The following is a 15762-nucleotide window of genomic DNA, read 5'->3' as shown; positions in this document are numbered from 1 at the left end:
ATATGCTTGAGGGTGACCTCCGGAGTTCGTAACCTCCTCCGACATCAAAACTAGCGAAAAGGAAGTGTGCTTCATGCAACACGAAAAAGCATTGGTCGTCTTTAGTGGTGGCCAAGATTCAACTACCTGCCTGTTTTGGGCAAAACAACAATTCTCTCATGTGGAGGCGGTGACGTTCGCATATGGTCAACGCCATGATGCGGAAATCGAAGTCGCCAAAGAAATTGCGACAGAACTCGATGTCCCACACCACATCCTCGATTTGTCCCTACTCGGACAACTCACTTCAAACGCGCTCACGAGACACGATCTCGACATCGACAATGCGGACGTCCCAAACACGTTCGTCGATGGACGCAACCATCTATTCTTATCGTTTGCAGCCGTCATGGCCAAACAACTCGGTATGCATCACATCGTGACCGGTGTATGTGAAACGGACTTTTCAGGTTACCCGGATTGCCGAGACCAATTCATCAAATCACTCAATGTGACACTCAATTTAGCGATGGATTATCCATTTGTCATCGACACACCGCTCATGTGGCTCGATAAAAAAGAAACGTGGGCTCTCGCCGACGAACTCGGTGCCTTTGACTATGTCAAAGAACGCACGCTTACTTGCTACAACGGTGTCATCGGTTCAGGTTGTGGAGAATGTCCGGCGTGTAAGCTTCGTCAAAACGGACTCACAGCTTACGAGGAGGTGCGCGTATGAAACATGCTCCATTCCTCGCTCCGACCAGTGTCGAATCAAAGCAAGAAGGATCGCTCATCTACTGTCCGCATCGCGTTCAAATCGTCAAAGAAGTAACGTTCGACGCGGCGCACCATCTCTTTGACTATGACGGCAAATGTCGTGCCCTCCATGGTCATACGTATAAGCTCCAGATGGGTGTCAGCGGCTTTCTCGACAATCGCGGCATGACACTCGACTTTGGTGATTTGAAAAAGATCTTCAAAGAAGAGCTTGAGCCGTATCTTGATCATCGCTATTTGAACGAGTCACTCCCTTATATGAATACAACTGCAGAAAACATGTGTTATTGGATTTTTGAACAACTGGCGACACACTTGCCAAATGAACGTGACGTCCGTGTCGAGTTCGTCCGTCTGTATGAAACGCCAACGTCTTACGCTGAGTTCCGCCGTGAATGGTTGGTGGAATCGTGAAAATCCCTGTTCTTGAAGTGTTCGGACCGACCTTTCAAGGAGAAGGACGCGCCATCGGACAAAAGACGATGTTCGTCCGGACCGCCGGTTGCGATTATCGCTGTTCGTGGTGCGATTCCGCCTTTACGTGGGACGGTTCAGAAAAACCGGACATGCTGACAGCCGATGAGGTCATCGCTCGCCTGGACGCACTGGGTATGTACGATTACGTCACCATCTCGGGTGGCAATCCACTCCTTATCGCGGCCATGGAAGACCTGGTTGTGAAGTTGAAAGAACGTGGTGTCACACTCGCCGTCGAGACGCAAGGCAGCCGCTATCAAGACTGGCTCACACAAATCGATGACGTGACCCTCAGTCCAAAACCTCCATCGTCTGGTATGAAAACGAACTGGGAGCAACTAGACGCTATCGTCGAACGGTTGCGCCCGGAGCAGACGACATTCAAAGTTGCTGTCTTTGATGAAGTGGACCTTGCCTACGCGAAAGAAGTGCAGCAGCGCTACTCACCGGACGTCATGTATTTGTCGGCCGGTAACCCGGAGCCTGGTGCAGACGGCGACATCACCGATGCCCAGCTCCGTCGTTTGAAACAACTATGGGAAGACGTTGCACGTGATCCGTCATGGCAAAGCGTCCGCGTCCTACCGCAACTACACACATTACTGTACGCCAACGAACGTGGCGTGTAAGGAGAATGAACATGAGACCAGAAGACTTACAAGACCTCTCGCTCCTCGGACAGAAGAGCGTCCCTTATATTTTTGAATACACACCAGACGTCCTGGAGGCGTTCCCGAACCGTCATCCTGAGAACGACTACTTCGTTAAATTCAACGCACCAGAATTCACATCGTTGTGCCCGATCACGAACCAACCGGACTTCGCAACCATCTACATCTCATACATCCCGGATGAGAAACTCGTCGAGTCGAAGTCGTTGAAGTTGTACTTGTTTAGCTTCCGTAACCACGGTGACTTCCACGAGAACTGCATCAACGTCATCGGGAAAGATCTCGTGAAATTGATGGAACCGCGCTATCTCGAAGTGTGGGGGAAATTCACACCACGTGGCGGTATCTCGATCGATCCGTACTACAACTACGGAAAGCCAGGCACGAAGTATGAAAAAATGGCGGAGCATCGCCTGTTCAACCATGACTTGTATCCAGAGACGGTCGACAACCGTTAATTGAAAAGTAGGCGCTCCATCTGGAGTCGCCTACTTTTTTTGATAGCGATGAATCTGTCGCTTAATCGGTTCGCGGAACACAGTCGCAACGAGCGTCAACACGAGCATGATCCCAAATGCCAAGGCGATGAGCGTCCAATCCCCACTGGCGATACTACTCCCGAGAAAATTGTTCGCGAACGCCCCGGGAATCATACCAACGACGGTCGCAAACAGATAGGCGAGTACGTTTACTTTTGCCAAACCAGAAGCATAGCTGACCAAATCAAAATTGACGAGCGGGATGAGACGTAAGATGAGGACGTAAAAGAAGCCGTCTTCTTCGATTTTGCGCTGAATGGCTTCGTAATTCGTTGATTCGAAGTGATGCAAGAAACGATCGCCGAAATAAATTGCCACATAATACGCAACAAGCGCACTCAATGTCGCCCCGATGACGGTATAGATGACGCCCGGTAACATCCCAAACGCCAAGCCGCCTGCGACCGACAAGACGGACGTGGGAAACAAGATGAGCGGACGAACGGTGAACAATAAAATGTAAATGAGCGGAGCCAACCATCCGAATTGAATGATGTAGTCCCGAATATCGCCTGGGCTTACGTCAATCCACTGATAAAGGAATGTCGCCGTCCCGAACAGGAGTAGGATGAGTGCAACCATCCATTGTATCTTCCACTTCTTCATCGTCCTCCTCCTCTCTATTTGCTTTTATTCCCGTAATCGAGGATGTCATCCACCTTTTTTCAGCCATCTCGATGTGGTACGGTTAGAAAAAGCAGAAGGAGGAAATCGATATGAACCTTGCAGATGCCCTAACATTGAAACAGTTGCTCCATGAGCAAATCGATACATTGACCGAAGAGATTGAGCATGTGGCGTTCATCTCGCTTCAAGCGAATGAATCCATTCCGACCATTCAGTCCCGTTCCCTTCAAGACATCGAGATGGAACTTGAACACATTCGTCTAGACTTACGTCAGCTCGACCGTCTCATTCAAGAGGCGAACGTCCAAGCCGTCGTTGAGACGCATGACGGTCCACTCCCGCTCGTCGAGGCAATCGAGCTCGCCATTCAGTTACGTGTCCAGGCACGACTTTATGAGAAATTATCGCTTCGTCCGAAGAAAGACTATGTGCACGGAGTTGCCGTGATCAAACACGCCTTATATGACCCCGAACTATATCGTTTAAAAGCACGCGATATTAAGAAGCGTGCCATTCGAATCGAAAGTGCCATTCAGGCCGTCCGTTATCAGACTGACATTGAATTTGATGCATCACGATATATGTAAAAAAGCGAAGGGATTCCTTCGCTTTTTTACATATGGTCATGGTGATTGTGATGGATATCATGATGACTCGATGAAGAAGAACGTCGACGTGGAGGTGCCTCATCAGCAAATTTTTCTCCGTCCAAAATCCCGAGACGCTTATATTGACGACCGACCCGCTCTTTTGTCTCTTCGCGAACAGTGCTCGACTCCATCACCAATTGGTAGCATCCGAGCGCGACACGAAACGGTTCCATGCGTGTCCGTTCAATCGAGAAGGAATCGACGCCACGTAAATAGTCTGCCAATCGCTCAGCCGTCTCGTCGGCTGGATCATCTGCAAGCTGTGAGGCGAAGTGTTGTAAGTCCTTCAATGTATTTGATGTTTTAGAGTAGCTCACTCCCGATTTGATAAATCCAAATATAATCAGACCGAACACAACCATGAAAATGATTGGAAACACACCAAATAGTCCGCTAAAGAATGAGTCCCCTATCGAGCTATCGAACGGATCCCCGCCAAATCCAAATACTATCATTTCAAACTCCCCCTTTTTCTTTATGTACGCTCACATATTTAAATAGGTTTCAACAAAAAAACCGCGATCACACGACCGCGGCATCGATTCAACTGTTCAGTTGTTTCTCCATCATGATGCGTGGCTCGCCATCTTCTGTGTAGGCGCCCATGATGTCATATCCGCAAAGGAGGTTCAAAATGATGACCCCTTTGTTCGTATTGCGTGCTTTCGTCCGAATCGAATGGAACCCTTGCGCTTCGACCCATTCGAGTTGCGTATCCATCAGCTTGCGACCGATGCCATGCTTTTGGAAGTCCGGATGTACGCCGCCCGCCCAGCTGTAAAATCGATAAGGCTCCGCCTCATAGCCAATTTTAAAGCCGACCAGTTCCTCTTCCGAGAAAGCCAGTAACACTAGCGGATTGGCGTGCCGATATAAACGCTCTTTAAAACGCAACTGATCGAGGTCGCCATATAACGTGCGATACAGTCGGAAAAAGTCCTCTTCAAAATCCTTAAAGTTGTTTGTCACATCTTTTACGATAAATGAACTCGTCGTACTCATCGTGCCATCCCCTTTCAGTTTCTGGACAAAGATTCCGTACGTCTGTTCATTTCGCCGTTCATTCTGAATTTCCTGTCTCCCGTTCAAAAGCCGTGACACCTTTTTGTTTATAAAGTCCGAGTGTACGTTTCGGCAAACTCTTGACCATCCAGTCTTTAAAAATACGTGCCTGATCCTCGACAGGCAGTTCATAGCCCTCCGTCACGATATGTCGCGACCGTGTCGTGACATCGTACAAGGAAATTGCCGCCGCCACGGAGATGTTCAAACTCTGAACGTATCCTTGCATCGGAATGACAAAGTTTCCATCCGCCTTCTTCAATGCCGCTTCCGACACACCACTATGTTCATTCCCGAATAAAAGAACTGTCGGCTTCGACACATCCACTTCTTCGAGCGGAATTGCTTCCTCACTCAATGCCGTCGCATATACTTGATAACCGTCTTCTTTTAAAGCATCAATCGCCTCTTCAATGGAGCCATGCTCGACGACGTCCACCCAGCGGTCGGCACTCTTGGCGATAATCGAGTTTGGTTTGAACTTCGCACGCCCTTCGACGACGTGCAGCGTCTGCACCCCGAACGCATCGGCCGAACGCAATACGGCAGATTGGTTATGCGGATCGTCCACACCTTCCGTCAAAATCGTGATATGGTTCGTTCGTGTATTCAATACTTCATACATCCGTTTGATGCGATCTGGCATGAGCATCTCATATAGAGGAAGATCGTCTTCCTGCAATACACCCTTCTGCAACAACTCTTCTTTTAATTCAATCTGCTCTTCTTTCGTCAAAGCAGATGTCGTCTGTCTCCAACCCATCTTTCTCGCTCCCTTCAACCTATCATATTGTAGCTAGATTCGATTCGACTGACAAGTTCGCCTCACATCTGCTATTCTCACTTCGGAAATGAAAACAAATGAAAATAGCGAAAACGGTTGCATGAATTTATGCAATCGATTACAATCATTTATGCAAGCGATTGCACTATTGGCAAACACAAAAATAGATAAAACTCCCTCACAGGAAGGAAGCGTATAGCATGAAACAATTGATCTCATTCGATTTCTGGCAGAAACTCGGTAAGGCCTTGATGGTCGTCATCGCCGTCATGCCAGCTGCCGGTTTGATGATTTCCATCGGAAAATTGATTGGAATGTCAGCCGGAGATGTCGGTATCTTATTAACAACAGCTCGTATCATTGAAGATTTAGGTTGGGGCATCATCGTCAACTTACATATCCTCTTCGCAGTCGCGATTGGTGGTTCGTGGGCAAAAGATCGTGCAGGCGGTGCATTCGCAGCACTTCTCGCCTTCATCTTGATCAACCGTGTCACAGGTGCCATCTTCGGTGTCAACGGTGCCATGCTTCAAGATCCGGAAGCGACAATCGAGTCACTCTTCGGTGCGAACCTTGTCGTCGCTGATTACTTCACATCTGTACTCGGCTCACCTGCCCTCAACATGGGTGTGTTCGTCGGGATTATCGCCGGTTTCCTCGGTGGTGCACTATATAACCGTTTCTACAACTTCAACAAGTTGCCGAACGCTCTCTCGTTCTTCAACGGGAAGCGCTTCGTACCATTCGTCGTTATCCTTGGTTCAGTCGTTGCTGCCATCGTTCTATCGATTCTATGGCCAACCATCCAAGGTGCACTCAACAGCTTTGGTGAATGGATTGCCACATCACGTAACACGGCGCCTGTCCTCGCACCGTTCATCTACGGTGCGCTCGAACGTCTCCTCTTGCCGTTCGGTTTACACCACATGCTCACAGTACCAATGAACTACACAGAGCTCGGTGGAACGTATACGATTTTAACAGGTGCGACAGCTGGATCGGTCGTTGCCGGTCAAGACCCACTCTGGTTGGCATGGGTGACGGACCTCGTCAACTTGCGTGCTGCTGGTGATACGGCCGCATACAACGCGCTTCTCGCTGATGTCGTTCCAGCACGTTTCAAAGTCGGGCAAGTCATCTTGTCATTCGCTGCATTGATTGGTGCCGCGTATGCGATGTACCGCAACGTCGACGCGGATAAGAAGGCACAATACAAGCCGATGTTCTTATCGGCCGGACTCGCTGTCTTCTTGACAGGTGTCACAGAACCGATCGAATTCATGTTTATGTTCGTCGCACCAGTTCTTTATGTCGTTTACGCACTCATGGCCGGTGCTGCCTTCGCATTGGCAGATATCATCGACTTACGTGTACACGCCTTCGGTGCAATCGAACTCTTGACGCGCATTCCGATGATTGTCAAAGCAGGACTTCTTCAAGACTTGATCAACTTCGTGCTCGTCTCTGTCGTGTTCTTCTTCCTCAACTTCGGTGTCTTCAACTTCTTCATTAAGAAGATGAACCTACCGACGCCAGGACGTAACGGGAACTACATGGAAGAAACGACAGAAAAATCATCCGTTACAGGTAACGAACAAGTCATGGGGATTATTGCACTTCTCGGTGGGGAAGAAAACATTGAGGATGTCGACGCATGTATGACTCGTCTTCGTGTGACCGTTAAAGACGTTACACTCGTCTCTGACGAACCAGAATGGAAGAAAAATGGCGCTATGGGTCTTATCGTGAAAGACCGTGGAGTCCAAGCCATCTATGGCCCGAAAGCCGACGTATTGAAATCAGACATTCAAGACGTCATCGGTGCATAATCTACTGGCCAACTCGCTCGAGAGTTGGCCTTTTTCTAAAGGAGGACTATCGTGAATATTTTAACGCTCAATTGTCATGCCTGGTTAGAAGACCGTCAACAAGAGAAAATCGATGCGATTGTCGAACGTATCGCAAGCGAAGAGTATGACTTCATCGCGCTCCAAGAAGTCAATCAACATAAAGAGGCCCCCCTCATCTATGGGAACATCCGTGAGAACAACTTCGCACACGTCCTCGTCGAGCGCCTGAAAGAGTTAGATCTTCACTATCACATGACATGGGACTTTGCCCATTACGGATATGACATTTACGAGGAAGGCGTCGCCATCTTGTCACGGACACCGTTTCTATCGACCGAATCATTCTTCGTATCCAAGACGACGGACCCTGACAATTACAAGTCCCGTAAAATCGTCAAAGCCGTGATTGAAGGTCCTGAAACGCCGACGACCGTCTACTCGTGTCACCTCGGATGGTGGCATGACGACGAGGAGCCAGTGAAGCATCAACTTGACGAGCTCCTGCGTCGCGTGGAGCATGACGACCACGCGCTCCTACTCGGTGATTTCAACAACGATGCTTTCATTCGAGGCGAAGGATACGATTATTTGATGGATAGTGGGCTTCAAGACTTGTTCCATCTCGCAACGGAACGCGAAGGCGATGCGACCGTCCAAGGGAAAATCGCCGGATGGGATGAAAACAAGAAATCGCTACGCATCGACTTGATGTTGACGAATGCACCCATTCACGTCTCCCGTCATGCCGTCGTCTTCGACGGCGAAAACGGACCTGTCGTCTCCGACCACGCCGGTGTCGAAGCCACAGTGTTTTGGCGTTGATGCACCTTTTTCTTCCGACTTGGGAGAAAAGGGTTTTTCTTTTGGGAAAAATCTTGTAACGTGATAAAAGACTGATGTCTAACTACTAATGAATGAAATAGAAAGAAGTGTTTGAACATGAAGACAAGCTCGCTCAGTCGAAGCGACTGGACTTTAGTTTTATCCCTATCCTTATTAACCTTCGTTCTCGGAACGAGTGAATTTGTCATTGTCGGCATTTTGCCTGATATCGCAAGCGGTCTATCCATTTCCATCGCAACGGCTGGAAGTCTCGTATCGGCATTCGCCATCAGCTTTGCCGTCGGTACGCCAATCACGATGTCCTTGACGAGCCATCTTCCAAAACGCAAATTGATGTTCGGTTTGACGATTCTCTTCACCTTATTGAACTTGTTGAGCAGTCTCGCTCCCATGTATGAGTGGTTACTCGCCTTACGCATGTTGACGGCCGTCGTCACAGGTGTGTTGATCTCGCTTGCTATGCTCGTCGCTAGCGAAAGCGTCCCTCCGGCAAAACGAGGGGTAGCCGTATCCTTTATTTTTGGTGGCTTTACAATGGCCAACGTGTTCGGTGTTCCAATCGGAACATTCATCGGACAACAAGCAGGCTGGGAATCCACATTTTGGTTAACGACCGCACTCGGTGCAGTCGCCTGGGTTGCCATTTATCGTGTCTTGCCGAATCATTTGTCTCAAGAAAAAGCATCACTCCGTGAACAAATGGCACTCCTGACGAATCCGCGCATCTTGATTGCCTTCTTGATTCCGGCGTTCGGTTTTGGGGCGACGTATGTCGTATATACGTATCTCGTACCGATTTTAAAAGATGTACTCGGTGTACCGGTCGCTTGGGTCAGTCCGATTTTATTCGCCTACGGCTTCATCTCGATCTTCAGTAATATTGCTGCCGGAAAGATCGCCAGTCACAATCCGATCGGACGCTTACGATTCGTCTTTCTCGTCCAAGCGTTCGTCTTGGCCGCATTGTTCGTGACGACGTCGAATGTGACGCTCGGTCTCTTCAATATCGCCCTCATGTCGTTCATGGCGATTTTATTGACGACGTCGACACAGATTTATTTGATCGACTTGGCGGAGAAGTTTAACCCGAACGCCAAAGGTCTCGCCTCGTCACTCATGCCCGTGGCGAGTAACGTAGGGATCGGACTCGGTTCCGCTCTCGGTGGTGTCGTCTATGCGACAAGCCCTATCATGACGCTCGCGCTCGTAGGCGGCTTGGTCGCCCTCGTCACAGCCGGGTTGACCGCAGTCAGTTATTCGCTCGACCAACGTTAAAAACGTGCGCACCTCGATGTGAACTGCACCCCAATTGTTAGACACATCTAACAATTGGAGGTGCAGTTTTTTAATGACTAAATTTACAACTGATCAAAAGTTAAGCGCCGTCATGGCCTATCGGGAAGGGAAAGATAGTATGAATTACATAGACTATTACAACACACGACGAATCAAGGCAAAATTAAAACTGAGTCCGGTGCAATACCGGACCCAGTTCGTTCACGTAGCCTAGATGAAATAACCGTGTCTAACTTTTAGGGGTCACTTCAGATGCAGGTGCGCACGTTTTTTATAACCATTCGAGAATCGCGGATAGGACTTCGTCGAGTTGTTCTTTCGATGTGAGCGGACTTTCCTGATCGCCTTTTTGAGGACCATACATTCCGAAATTTGCATGATTCCCGCCTTCGATTTGTACGAATTGACTATCGTCAGGAAGGTCGCTTCGACTCGCCTCGATGTCTTCTGGGACAGCTAATCCATCCAACTCACCCGAGATAGATAGCACGCGTAAGTCACTATCGACCATCGAGCTGATTGGATACGATGCGAGGAAAATGACACCTTCCACCGCCTCTTGATGCTCAAGCGCGTAACCCGATGCCGCCGAACCTCCGAGTGAATGACCGGCCACGACCCAACGTTCAATCTCCGGATGTGCTTCGATGATTGGATCGGCTGCGTCGATATCTAAAATGCCTAAGTTGAGACGAAGCGACGGAATGGCGACGAAATACCCTTCCTCGGCTAAACGTGTTCCGTAATACGCATACGCCTCTTTCTCCACTTTTGCTCCTGGATAAAGAATGATGCCGATCTCGCTCGTCGTATCTCCGAACTCGAGACGGTTGTCGACCACTTTCCCCTCTTCCGCATACTGTGTCGCTTCATCGGTCGGTCCGTACGTGAACTGCGTCCAAATCAAAAAGCCTGCTACCGCGACAACAAGCAATCCTACGATTGAGAGTGCGGTCCACTTGAAGAATTTCTTCATTATATAGCCTCCGTTTGCATCCACTTCATCATAACGTTACACTAATAAGAAAAAGCATGATCAGGGGGACACCATGACCAGAAGTAATGTAACCACGACGATTCAGTGGTTTATTTTTATTTTAGCTACAAATATTGTACCACCACTCTCCATCGCCGCCTTGTTTGAACTGTCGCCAGATGAGACGATGACCTTCATCTCCCGCTCACTCTTCATCTTCGCACTCTTCAGCATCATCCAAACGTTGCTCGGCCATCGCCTCCCGATACTCGAAGGACCTGCCGGCATTTGGTGGGGTGTCTTCACTTTATACGCCTCCATCGGTCCCGCTCTATACGGAAGTCAGCAAGAGACCTTGCAAGCACTCGGATTCATGCTGTTTTTGAGTGGAATCCTTGGTGTGTTGTTGACCGTCACTGGTATCTTAAGACGCATGCTCGCCCTGTTTACACCGCAAGTGCTCGGCGTCTATATGATTTTGCTCGTCCTTCAATTATCAGGGGCCGTCATTAAAGGTGGCTTTGGGGTGACGGAAGACGGAATCAACGTCGTTCAGGCAGTGGCGACGGCAGGTCTTGTCTTGTTCGCACTCACGCTCGAGCAAAGTCGCTTTAAACAATATGGGCTCGTCATGACACTATTCGTCGGGTTCGGCTTATTCCATTTACTCGACCTTGGAAATCCAATCGTTCGTTCAGAATCCTTCTTCCTCGTACCAGAACTTCTTCCGTTCGGAAATTGGGTATGGGATTGGAACTTGTTGCCAACGGCTTTCGTCATCACCTTACTTCTCATGACGAACGTCCTTGCGAACATCAAGTTGATTGAGCGCATCGTCAGTTCTCGCGAAAAACGAGAAATCAAAGGGAACGTTCCCGCATCGGGTGTCGCCAGTGGCGTCAGTCAAATCGTGGCCGGTCTGTTCGGTACACCGGGTCCTGTCGCCATCTCCGGGACAGCTGGTTTTCTCTCTTCGACGGAGAGCGTCCAGCGTACCCCGCATTTGATTGCCCACGCCCTCATGATGGCGTTAGCACTCATCGGTCCATTCGTCTCGTTGATTGCGAGCATCCCAGCCGCTGTCGGTTATGCAATCGTGACACCGCTCATTGCAACGATGATCATCATCGGAATCAATGAGGCGGCCTTTGAATTGAAGCAGTCCACGGCATCTCTCACGGTCGGACTCCCGCTCGTCATCGGTGCCGGGGCGATGCTTCTGCCACCCGGATCAATGAATGAGTTACCACCGCTTCTTGCGACCGTCTTCTCTAACGGACTCGTCCTCGGGACGATTGTCGCCTTAACAACTGCCATCTTAAGTAAAATCAAAGATTGAAAAAAGAACTGGCCATATCGGTCAGTTCTTTTCACGTACATGCATATGGTAACGGGCATCGTGCGGTAAAACAGCGCCTTCTTCTTGTTCGAAATGCGCACGGTCTTTCCAATAACGAACGACTGACGAAGTATCACGATGCAGGGCGCGTTGTAGCGCTTGTTTTGCCGTGACAGGCGTTTCGTCATCGTTTTTCAATTCAAGTCCCATCAGTTTATAACCGATTGTTTGTCCACCCCGACTCATTTGCCAGGCTTCCATGGCATATGTCAGTAGTGTCGGTGTGATGACCGCATGCACAAACTCGCTCTTTACTTTCTTTCGCACGAGCTGTTCTACGCCCACGCTGACAAGACCTGCAATGACACTGTCAATCATGACTGCTTTGGTTCGCTTTTTTGTCAATGGATTCATCGGCTCATCCTCTGCATCATCCCTGACGTCAACACTTCGATTCCTTCGCCTTCTTCAGAGGCCATAATCAAGGCACGAGCGACATGCAGCGCTTGAATCGGTGCGACTTCCGGTGTCTTCTCAAGCAAGATTGACTGGAACGGTCGACTGATGACCTCGGCCGCTTTCTCCCCGAAGCGGAATGAATGACGCTCTCCGAGTAACAGAGAAGGACGCGCGATAATCAAGTGATGGAAGTTGAAAATACGTAACGCGTTCTCAAGCTCCCCTTTCACACGGTTGTAAAAGAAAGTCGAACGCAATGATGCGCCTTGTGCCGATACGACCGCATAGCGCGTCGCACCATGTGCCTTGGCGACACGGGCGACTTCAAGTGGTAATTCTAAATCAACTTGTTTGAACGCTTCTTGCGAGCCGGCTACCGCAATCGTTGTGCCGAGCGCACAGTACACGTCGTCGATCTGTGGAAGGGATGAATCCATCTCCTCGAAACCGACGACCTCATGTAACTTCGGATGACTCCAACGCTTCGAGCGACGGACAACGATCCAGACCGCATCATAACGGTCACTCTCTAACAACTGTTCAACCAATTCGCGGCCAATCAAGCCAGTCGCGCCTACAACAAGTGCAGTTTTCCCCATTCGTGACTCCTCCTAGACTACTATTTCCTTCAGTCTAGCTGACTTGCCGTTCCTCGGCAATGATTGTCCCGGGACGGAATCGGTCCATCATACGGAAAAATCCGTTCAATGCGAGCGCCGTGAATGAGCCTGCCACGATAGCACTGTCCGTGAACAACCGCAGCCACTCCGGCATGTTTGCGACGATGGCTGGATTGGCGGTAATACCGAGCCCAACACCGATTGAGAGCGCAATGGTAATCAAGTTCTCGTTTTTCGAAAAGTCGACTTGACTGAGGATACGAATGCCAGAAGCAGCGACCGTTCCGAACATGACGAGCATCGCTCCCCCAAGCACAGGCTTCGGAATCAATGTCGTGAACGTAGCGACTTTCGGGAGGAATCCGAGCAAGATGAGCAATCCGCCTGTCCAAAAGATGACGCGACGCGATTTCACACCTGACAATTGAACGAGTCCAACGTTTTGACTGAACGTCGTGTACGGGAAACTGTTGAAAATCCCTCCAAGAATCGTTGCGACGCCTTCCGCACGATACCCTTTCGTCAATTCTTTCGCACCGATTGGTTGTTTCGTGATATCGCTGAGCGCCAAGAACACCCCTGTCGATTCAACCATCGAGATGATGGCGACGAGCGTCATGACGAGGATGGCAGACAGGTCGAATGTCGGCATCCCGAAGTAGAACGGCTGGACCATTTGGAACCATCCTGCTTCACGAACAGGACTGAAATCGACGAGACCAAGCGAAGCGGCTACCCCTGTTCCAACCAATACGGCAAAGAGGACGGCAGCAGCACGCGTGAAGACGGTCCCGACACGGTTCAAGACGAGAATGAGTAGAATCGTTAAACCACCTAATCCGAGATTCTGCATCGATGCGAACCCTGGTTCACCGGGCATCCCGCCACCGATGTCATTGACGGCGACCGGAATCAGCGAGAGACCGATGATCGTCACGACCGAACCGAGCACGACCGGCGGGAAGAAGCGCGCGAGTTTCCCGACAAATCCAGAAATGAGGATGACAATGAGCCCGCTCGCAATCAACGCGCCATAAATGGCAGTGATCCCGTTCGCGCTTCCGATGGCGATCATCGGACCGACCGCAGTGAACGTACATCCGAGGACTACCGGCAATCCGACACCAGTGAAGCGTGTCGTCCATACTTGTAGTAGCGTCGCCACCCCACACATGAATAAATCAATTGCGACGAGATAGGCGAGCTCGGTTGGACCAAGCCCGATGGCACCACCGACGATGAGTGGGACGATTGCCGCTCCCGTGTACATCGCGAGTAGATGCTGGAATCCTAGACTAGCTGTCTTGAACGTATTCATCGAACGACCTCCACGAACGAGATATGGTCTTTCTCTAATTTCGCAATGCGTGCCAACGATTCGACGCGATAGCCACGCTCGATCAATTTATCGCGCCCTGGTTGGAATGACTTTTCGATGACAATCCCAACGCCTGCGACCTCTGCACCTGCCGCTTCCACGAGTTGTGTCAGTCCGAGTGCCGCTTCCCCATTCGCGAGGAAGTCATCGATGACAAGAACACGTTCGCCTGGTAAGACGAAGCGTCGGCTCAAGCTGATGCGGTTCGTCTCTTGTTTTGTGAACGAATAAACGTCCGCTTCCACGAGGTCGTCTTGGAGTGTCAGCGATTTTCGTTTACGCGCGAATACGAACGGGATACCCATCTCAAGCGCCGTCATCATCGCCGGCGCAATCCCACTCGATTCGAGTGTGACGATGCGGTCTATTTGAGCGTCTTTGAAACGTTCTGCGAATTCTTTGCCGATGGCTTGCATAAGTACCGGGTCGACCTGATGATTCAAGAAAGCGTCGACTTTCAACACTTGGTCGGAAAGGGCCCGACCTTCTTCACGGATTTTGTCTTCTAACTGCTTCATTGTTTTCCCTCCAATAAAAAATGCGATTCGTCACCCCTCATCGGGAGGCAACGAACCGCATGGAAATCAACGATAGCATACGACAAGCGCCACCCGTAGTCGAACCATTTACGGTAGTTCGGTAGAGACTTGCGGACCATATTTCCGCTGATATACGAGTGCGAATCTATTTATTTAAGATAGACCTTATTGTAGACGAGCTGACGAGAAATGCAATAGGTTGGAATCAAACGGTGAAATGTTCGATTTTTCTGAAACTGCTGTATACTGTAGATATTGGATATGAGAGAGGAGCCTTGCCCTTATGAAGTTATTCGTTTTAGGCGCAACCGGTCGAACCGGACATCAATTCATCGATCAAGCCATCGAGCACGGTCATGACGTCACCGCGTTCGTTCGTGAACAGAAAAAGTTGATTCGGACGCCACAACTTGAAATCATCGAAGGCGACTTATATGATGTCGATGCTTTAACAGAAGCGATGCACGGTCATGATGCGGTCATCAGCTGTCTCGGAACGGATTTGAGCGATCCGGACTTTTTAGCGAGTGTCACGGACAAGCTCGTCCCCGCGATGAAGACGAATGGCATCTCACGCGTCGTCTATTTGGCCTCAGCCGGTATCGACAATGAGATACCTGGACTTGCCGGGAAAGCCATTACGTTCATGCTCCGGAAGCCGCTCCGTGATCATCGGGCAGCCGTGGACTTATGGCGAAATTCGTCATTCGATTATACGATTGTACGACCGATGCAATTGACGGACGGTCCTCGCACCTCGACATATCGCACGGCCATCGATGAAGTGCCAGAGAACGGGAAGCACATCTCACGGGCAGACGTCGCCCAGTTCATGCTTCATACGATTGAAGAACAGGAACACGTACGAGAGTCGGTCGGACTGGCGTACTAAT

Annotated in this window: 19 protein-coding genes, 1 pseudogene and 1 riboswitch; of the genes and pseudogenes, 11 read left to right on the top strand and 9 right to left on the bottom strand. The window is 49.9% G+C overall.

The features are described 5' to 3' along the window. The first annotated feature begins 73 nt into the window (after positions 1–73). The 4 genes from queC to queF are packed head-to-tail and all read left to right on the top strand — an operon-like array spanning position 74 to position 2365. Positions 74–718, top strand: a complete 645-nt coding sequence (queC, locus tag GVY43_RS12515) for a 7-cyano-7-deazaguanine synthase QueC (RefSeq protein ID WP_159563339.1) — start codon at positions 74–76, stop codon at positions 716–718. Continuing rightward, a complete protein-coding gene (gene queD / locus GVY43_RS12510; RefSeq protein ID WP_015880475.1) occupies positions 715–1173 on the top strand; it encodes a 6-carboxytetrahydropterin synthase QueD in 459 nt (152 codons plus the stop codon). The genes queC and queD overlap by 4 nt, the downstream gene beginning before the upstream one ends. Then, the gene (gene queE, locus GVY43_RS12505) at positions 1155–1865 is read left to right on the top strand and encodes a 7-carboxy-7-deazaguanine synthase QueE (protein WP_159563338.1); all 711 of its coding nucleotides are present in this window, start codon (positions 1155–1157) and stop codon (positions 1863–1865) included. Before queD ends, queE begins: the two co-directional genes overlap by 19 nt. An 11-nt stretch (positions 1866–1876) precedes the next feature. Next, the gene (gene queF, locus GVY43_RS12500; RefSeq protein WP_015880473.1) at positions 1877–2365 is read left to right on the top strand and encodes a preQ(1) synthase; all 489 of its coding nucleotides are present in this window, start codon (positions 1877–1879) and stop codon (positions 2363–2365) included. Between the two features lie 30 nt (positions 2366–2395). Here queF and GVY43_RS12495 read toward each other — a convergent pair whose 3' ends face one another. Beyond that, positions 2396–3052, bottom strand: a complete 657-nt coding sequence (locus GVY43_RS12495; protein WP_159563337.1) for a TVP38/TMEM64 family protein — start codon at positions 3050–3052, stop codon at positions 2396–2398. 110 nt (positions 3053–3162) lie between these two features. On the opposite strand from GVY43_RS12495, the gene GVY43_RS12490 reads away from it, so the two are divergent. Next, positions 3163–3660: a hypothetical protein gene (locus GVY43_RS12490; protein ID WP_159563336.1), complete on the top strand. Its 498-nt coding sequence runs from the start codon at positions 3163–3165 to the stop codon at positions 3658–3660. Between the two features lie 26 nt (positions 3661–3686). On the opposite strand, the gene GVY43_RS12485 is transcribed toward GVY43_RS12490, so the two are convergent. The 3 genes from GVY43_RS12485 to GVY43_RS12475 form a co-directional block, all read right to left on the bottom strand. After that, positions 3687–4178 carry a hypothetical protein gene (locus GVY43_RS12485; protein WP_074034968.1) on the bottom strand — a complete coding sequence of 164 codons (492 nt, stop codon included), beginning with the start codon at positions 4176–4178 and terminating at the stop codon, positions 3687–3689. Between the two features lie 88 nt (positions 4179–4266). After that, entirely contained in the window at positions 4267–4812 is a 546-nt protein-coding gene (locus GVY43_RS12480; protein WP_074034970.1) for a GNAT family N-acetyltransferase, read from the bottom strand. After that, positions 4784–5548, bottom strand: a complete 765-nt coding sequence (locus GVY43_RS12475; RefSeq protein ID WP_074034971.1) for an RNA methyltransferase — start codon at positions 5546–5548, stop codon at positions 4784–4786. The genes GVY43_RS12480 and GVY43_RS12475 overlap by 29 nt, the downstream gene beginning before the upstream one ends. 221 nt (positions 5549–5769) lie before the next feature. Between GVY43_RS12475 and GVY43_RS12470 the strand changes: the two genes are divergently transcribed. The 4 genes and pseudogenes from GVY43_RS12470 to GVY43_RS12455 all read left to right on the top strand — a co-directional run. After that, complete coding sequence (locus GVY43_RS12470; RefSeq protein WP_159563335.1) at positions 5770–7398, top strand: PTS transporter subunit IIBC; 1629 nt, start codon at positions 5770–5772, stop codon at positions 7396–7398. Positions 7399–7449: 51 nt separating this feature from the next. Beyond that, positions 7450–8241 carry an endonuclease/exonuclease/phosphatase family protein gene (locus GVY43_RS12465; protein ID WP_159563334.1) on the top strand — a complete coding sequence of 264 codons (792 nt, stop codon included), beginning with the start codon at positions 7450–7452 and terminating at the stop codon, positions 8239–8241. Positions 8242–8358: 117 nt separating this feature from the next. After that, positions 8359–9537: an MFS transporter gene (locus GVY43_RS12460; RefSeq protein ID WP_159563333.1), complete on the top strand. Its 1179-nt coding sequence runs from the start codon at positions 8359–8361 to the stop codon at positions 9535–9537. A gap of 145 nt (positions 9538–9682) precedes the next feature. After that, positions 9683–9772 (top strand): annotated as a pseudogene (locus GVY43_RS12455) (IS3 family transposase); the annotation flags it as partial. A gap of 57 nt (positions 9773–9829) precedes the next feature. On the opposite strand, the gene GVY43_RS12450 reads toward GVY43_RS12455, so the two are convergent. Then, positions 9830–10534, bottom strand: a complete 705-nt coding sequence (locus tag GVY43_RS12450; protein ID WP_159563332.1) for an alpha/beta hydrolase — start codon at positions 10532–10534, stop codon at positions 9830–9832. A gap of 73 nt (positions 10535–10607) precedes the next feature. Between GVY43_RS12450 and GVY43_RS12445 the strand changes: the two genes are divergently transcribed. Beyond that, positions 10608–11873 carry a purine/pyrimidine permease gene (locus tag GVY43_RS12445; RefSeq protein ID WP_159563331.1) on the top strand — a complete coding sequence of 422 codons (1266 nt, stop codon included), beginning with the start codon at positions 10608–10610 and terminating at the stop codon, positions 11871–11873. A gap of 21 nt (positions 11874–11894) precedes the next feature. Here GVY43_RS12445 and GVY43_RS12440 read toward each other — a convergent pair whose 3' ends face one another. The 4 genes from GVY43_RS12440 to GVY43_RS12425 are packed head-to-tail and all read right to left on the bottom strand — an operon-like array spanning position 11895 to position 14848. Continuing rightward, positions 11895–12287: an RDD family protein gene (locus GVY43_RS12440; RefSeq protein WP_074034978.1), complete on the bottom strand. Its 393-nt coding sequence runs from the start codon at positions 12285–12287 to the stop codon at positions 11895–11897. Then, entirely contained in the window at positions 12284–12931 is a 648-nt protein-coding gene (locus GVY43_RS12435) for an NAD(P)H-binding protein (protein WP_159563330.1), read from the bottom strand. The genes GVY43_RS12440 and GVY43_RS12435 overlap by 4 nt, the downstream gene beginning before the upstream one ends. A gap of 34 nt (positions 12932–12965) precedes the next feature. Further along, the gene (locus GVY43_RS12430; protein ID WP_159563329.1) at positions 12966–14270 is read right to left on the bottom strand and encodes a nucleobase:cation symporter-2 family protein; all 1305 of its coding nucleotides are present in this window, start codon (positions 14268–14270) and stop codon (positions 12966–12968) included. Then, the gene (locus tag GVY43_RS12425) at positions 14267–14848 is read right to left on the bottom strand and encodes a xanthine phosphoribosyltransferase (RefSeq protein WP_159563328.1); all 582 of its coding nucleotides are present in this window, start codon (positions 14846–14848) and stop codon (positions 14267–14269) included. Before GVY43_RS12425 ends, GVY43_RS12430 begins: the two co-directional genes overlap by 4 nt. Positions 14849–14924: 76 nt before the next feature. Further along, positions 14925–15026: riboswitch (purine riboswitch) on the bottom strand. 126 nt (positions 15027–15152) lie between these two features. Between GVY43_RS12425 and GVY43_RS12420 the strand changes: the two genes are divergently transcribed. Continuing rightward, positions 15153–15761, top strand: a complete 609-nt coding sequence (locus tag GVY43_RS12420) for an NAD(P)-dependent oxidoreductase (RefSeq protein ID WP_159563327.1) — start codon at positions 15153–15155, stop codon at positions 15759–15761. The last annotated feature ends 1 nt before the right edge of the window (position 15762 follow it).

This window comes from Exiguobacterium sp. 8H, assembly GCF_902506255.1.
In the GTDB taxonomy this organism is placed as follows: domain Bacteria; phylum Bacillota; class Bacilli; order Exiguobacteriales; family Exiguobacteriaceae; genus Exiguobacterium; species Exiguobacterium profundum.
This window is presented reverse-complemented; position numbering and strand designations above follow the sequence as displayed.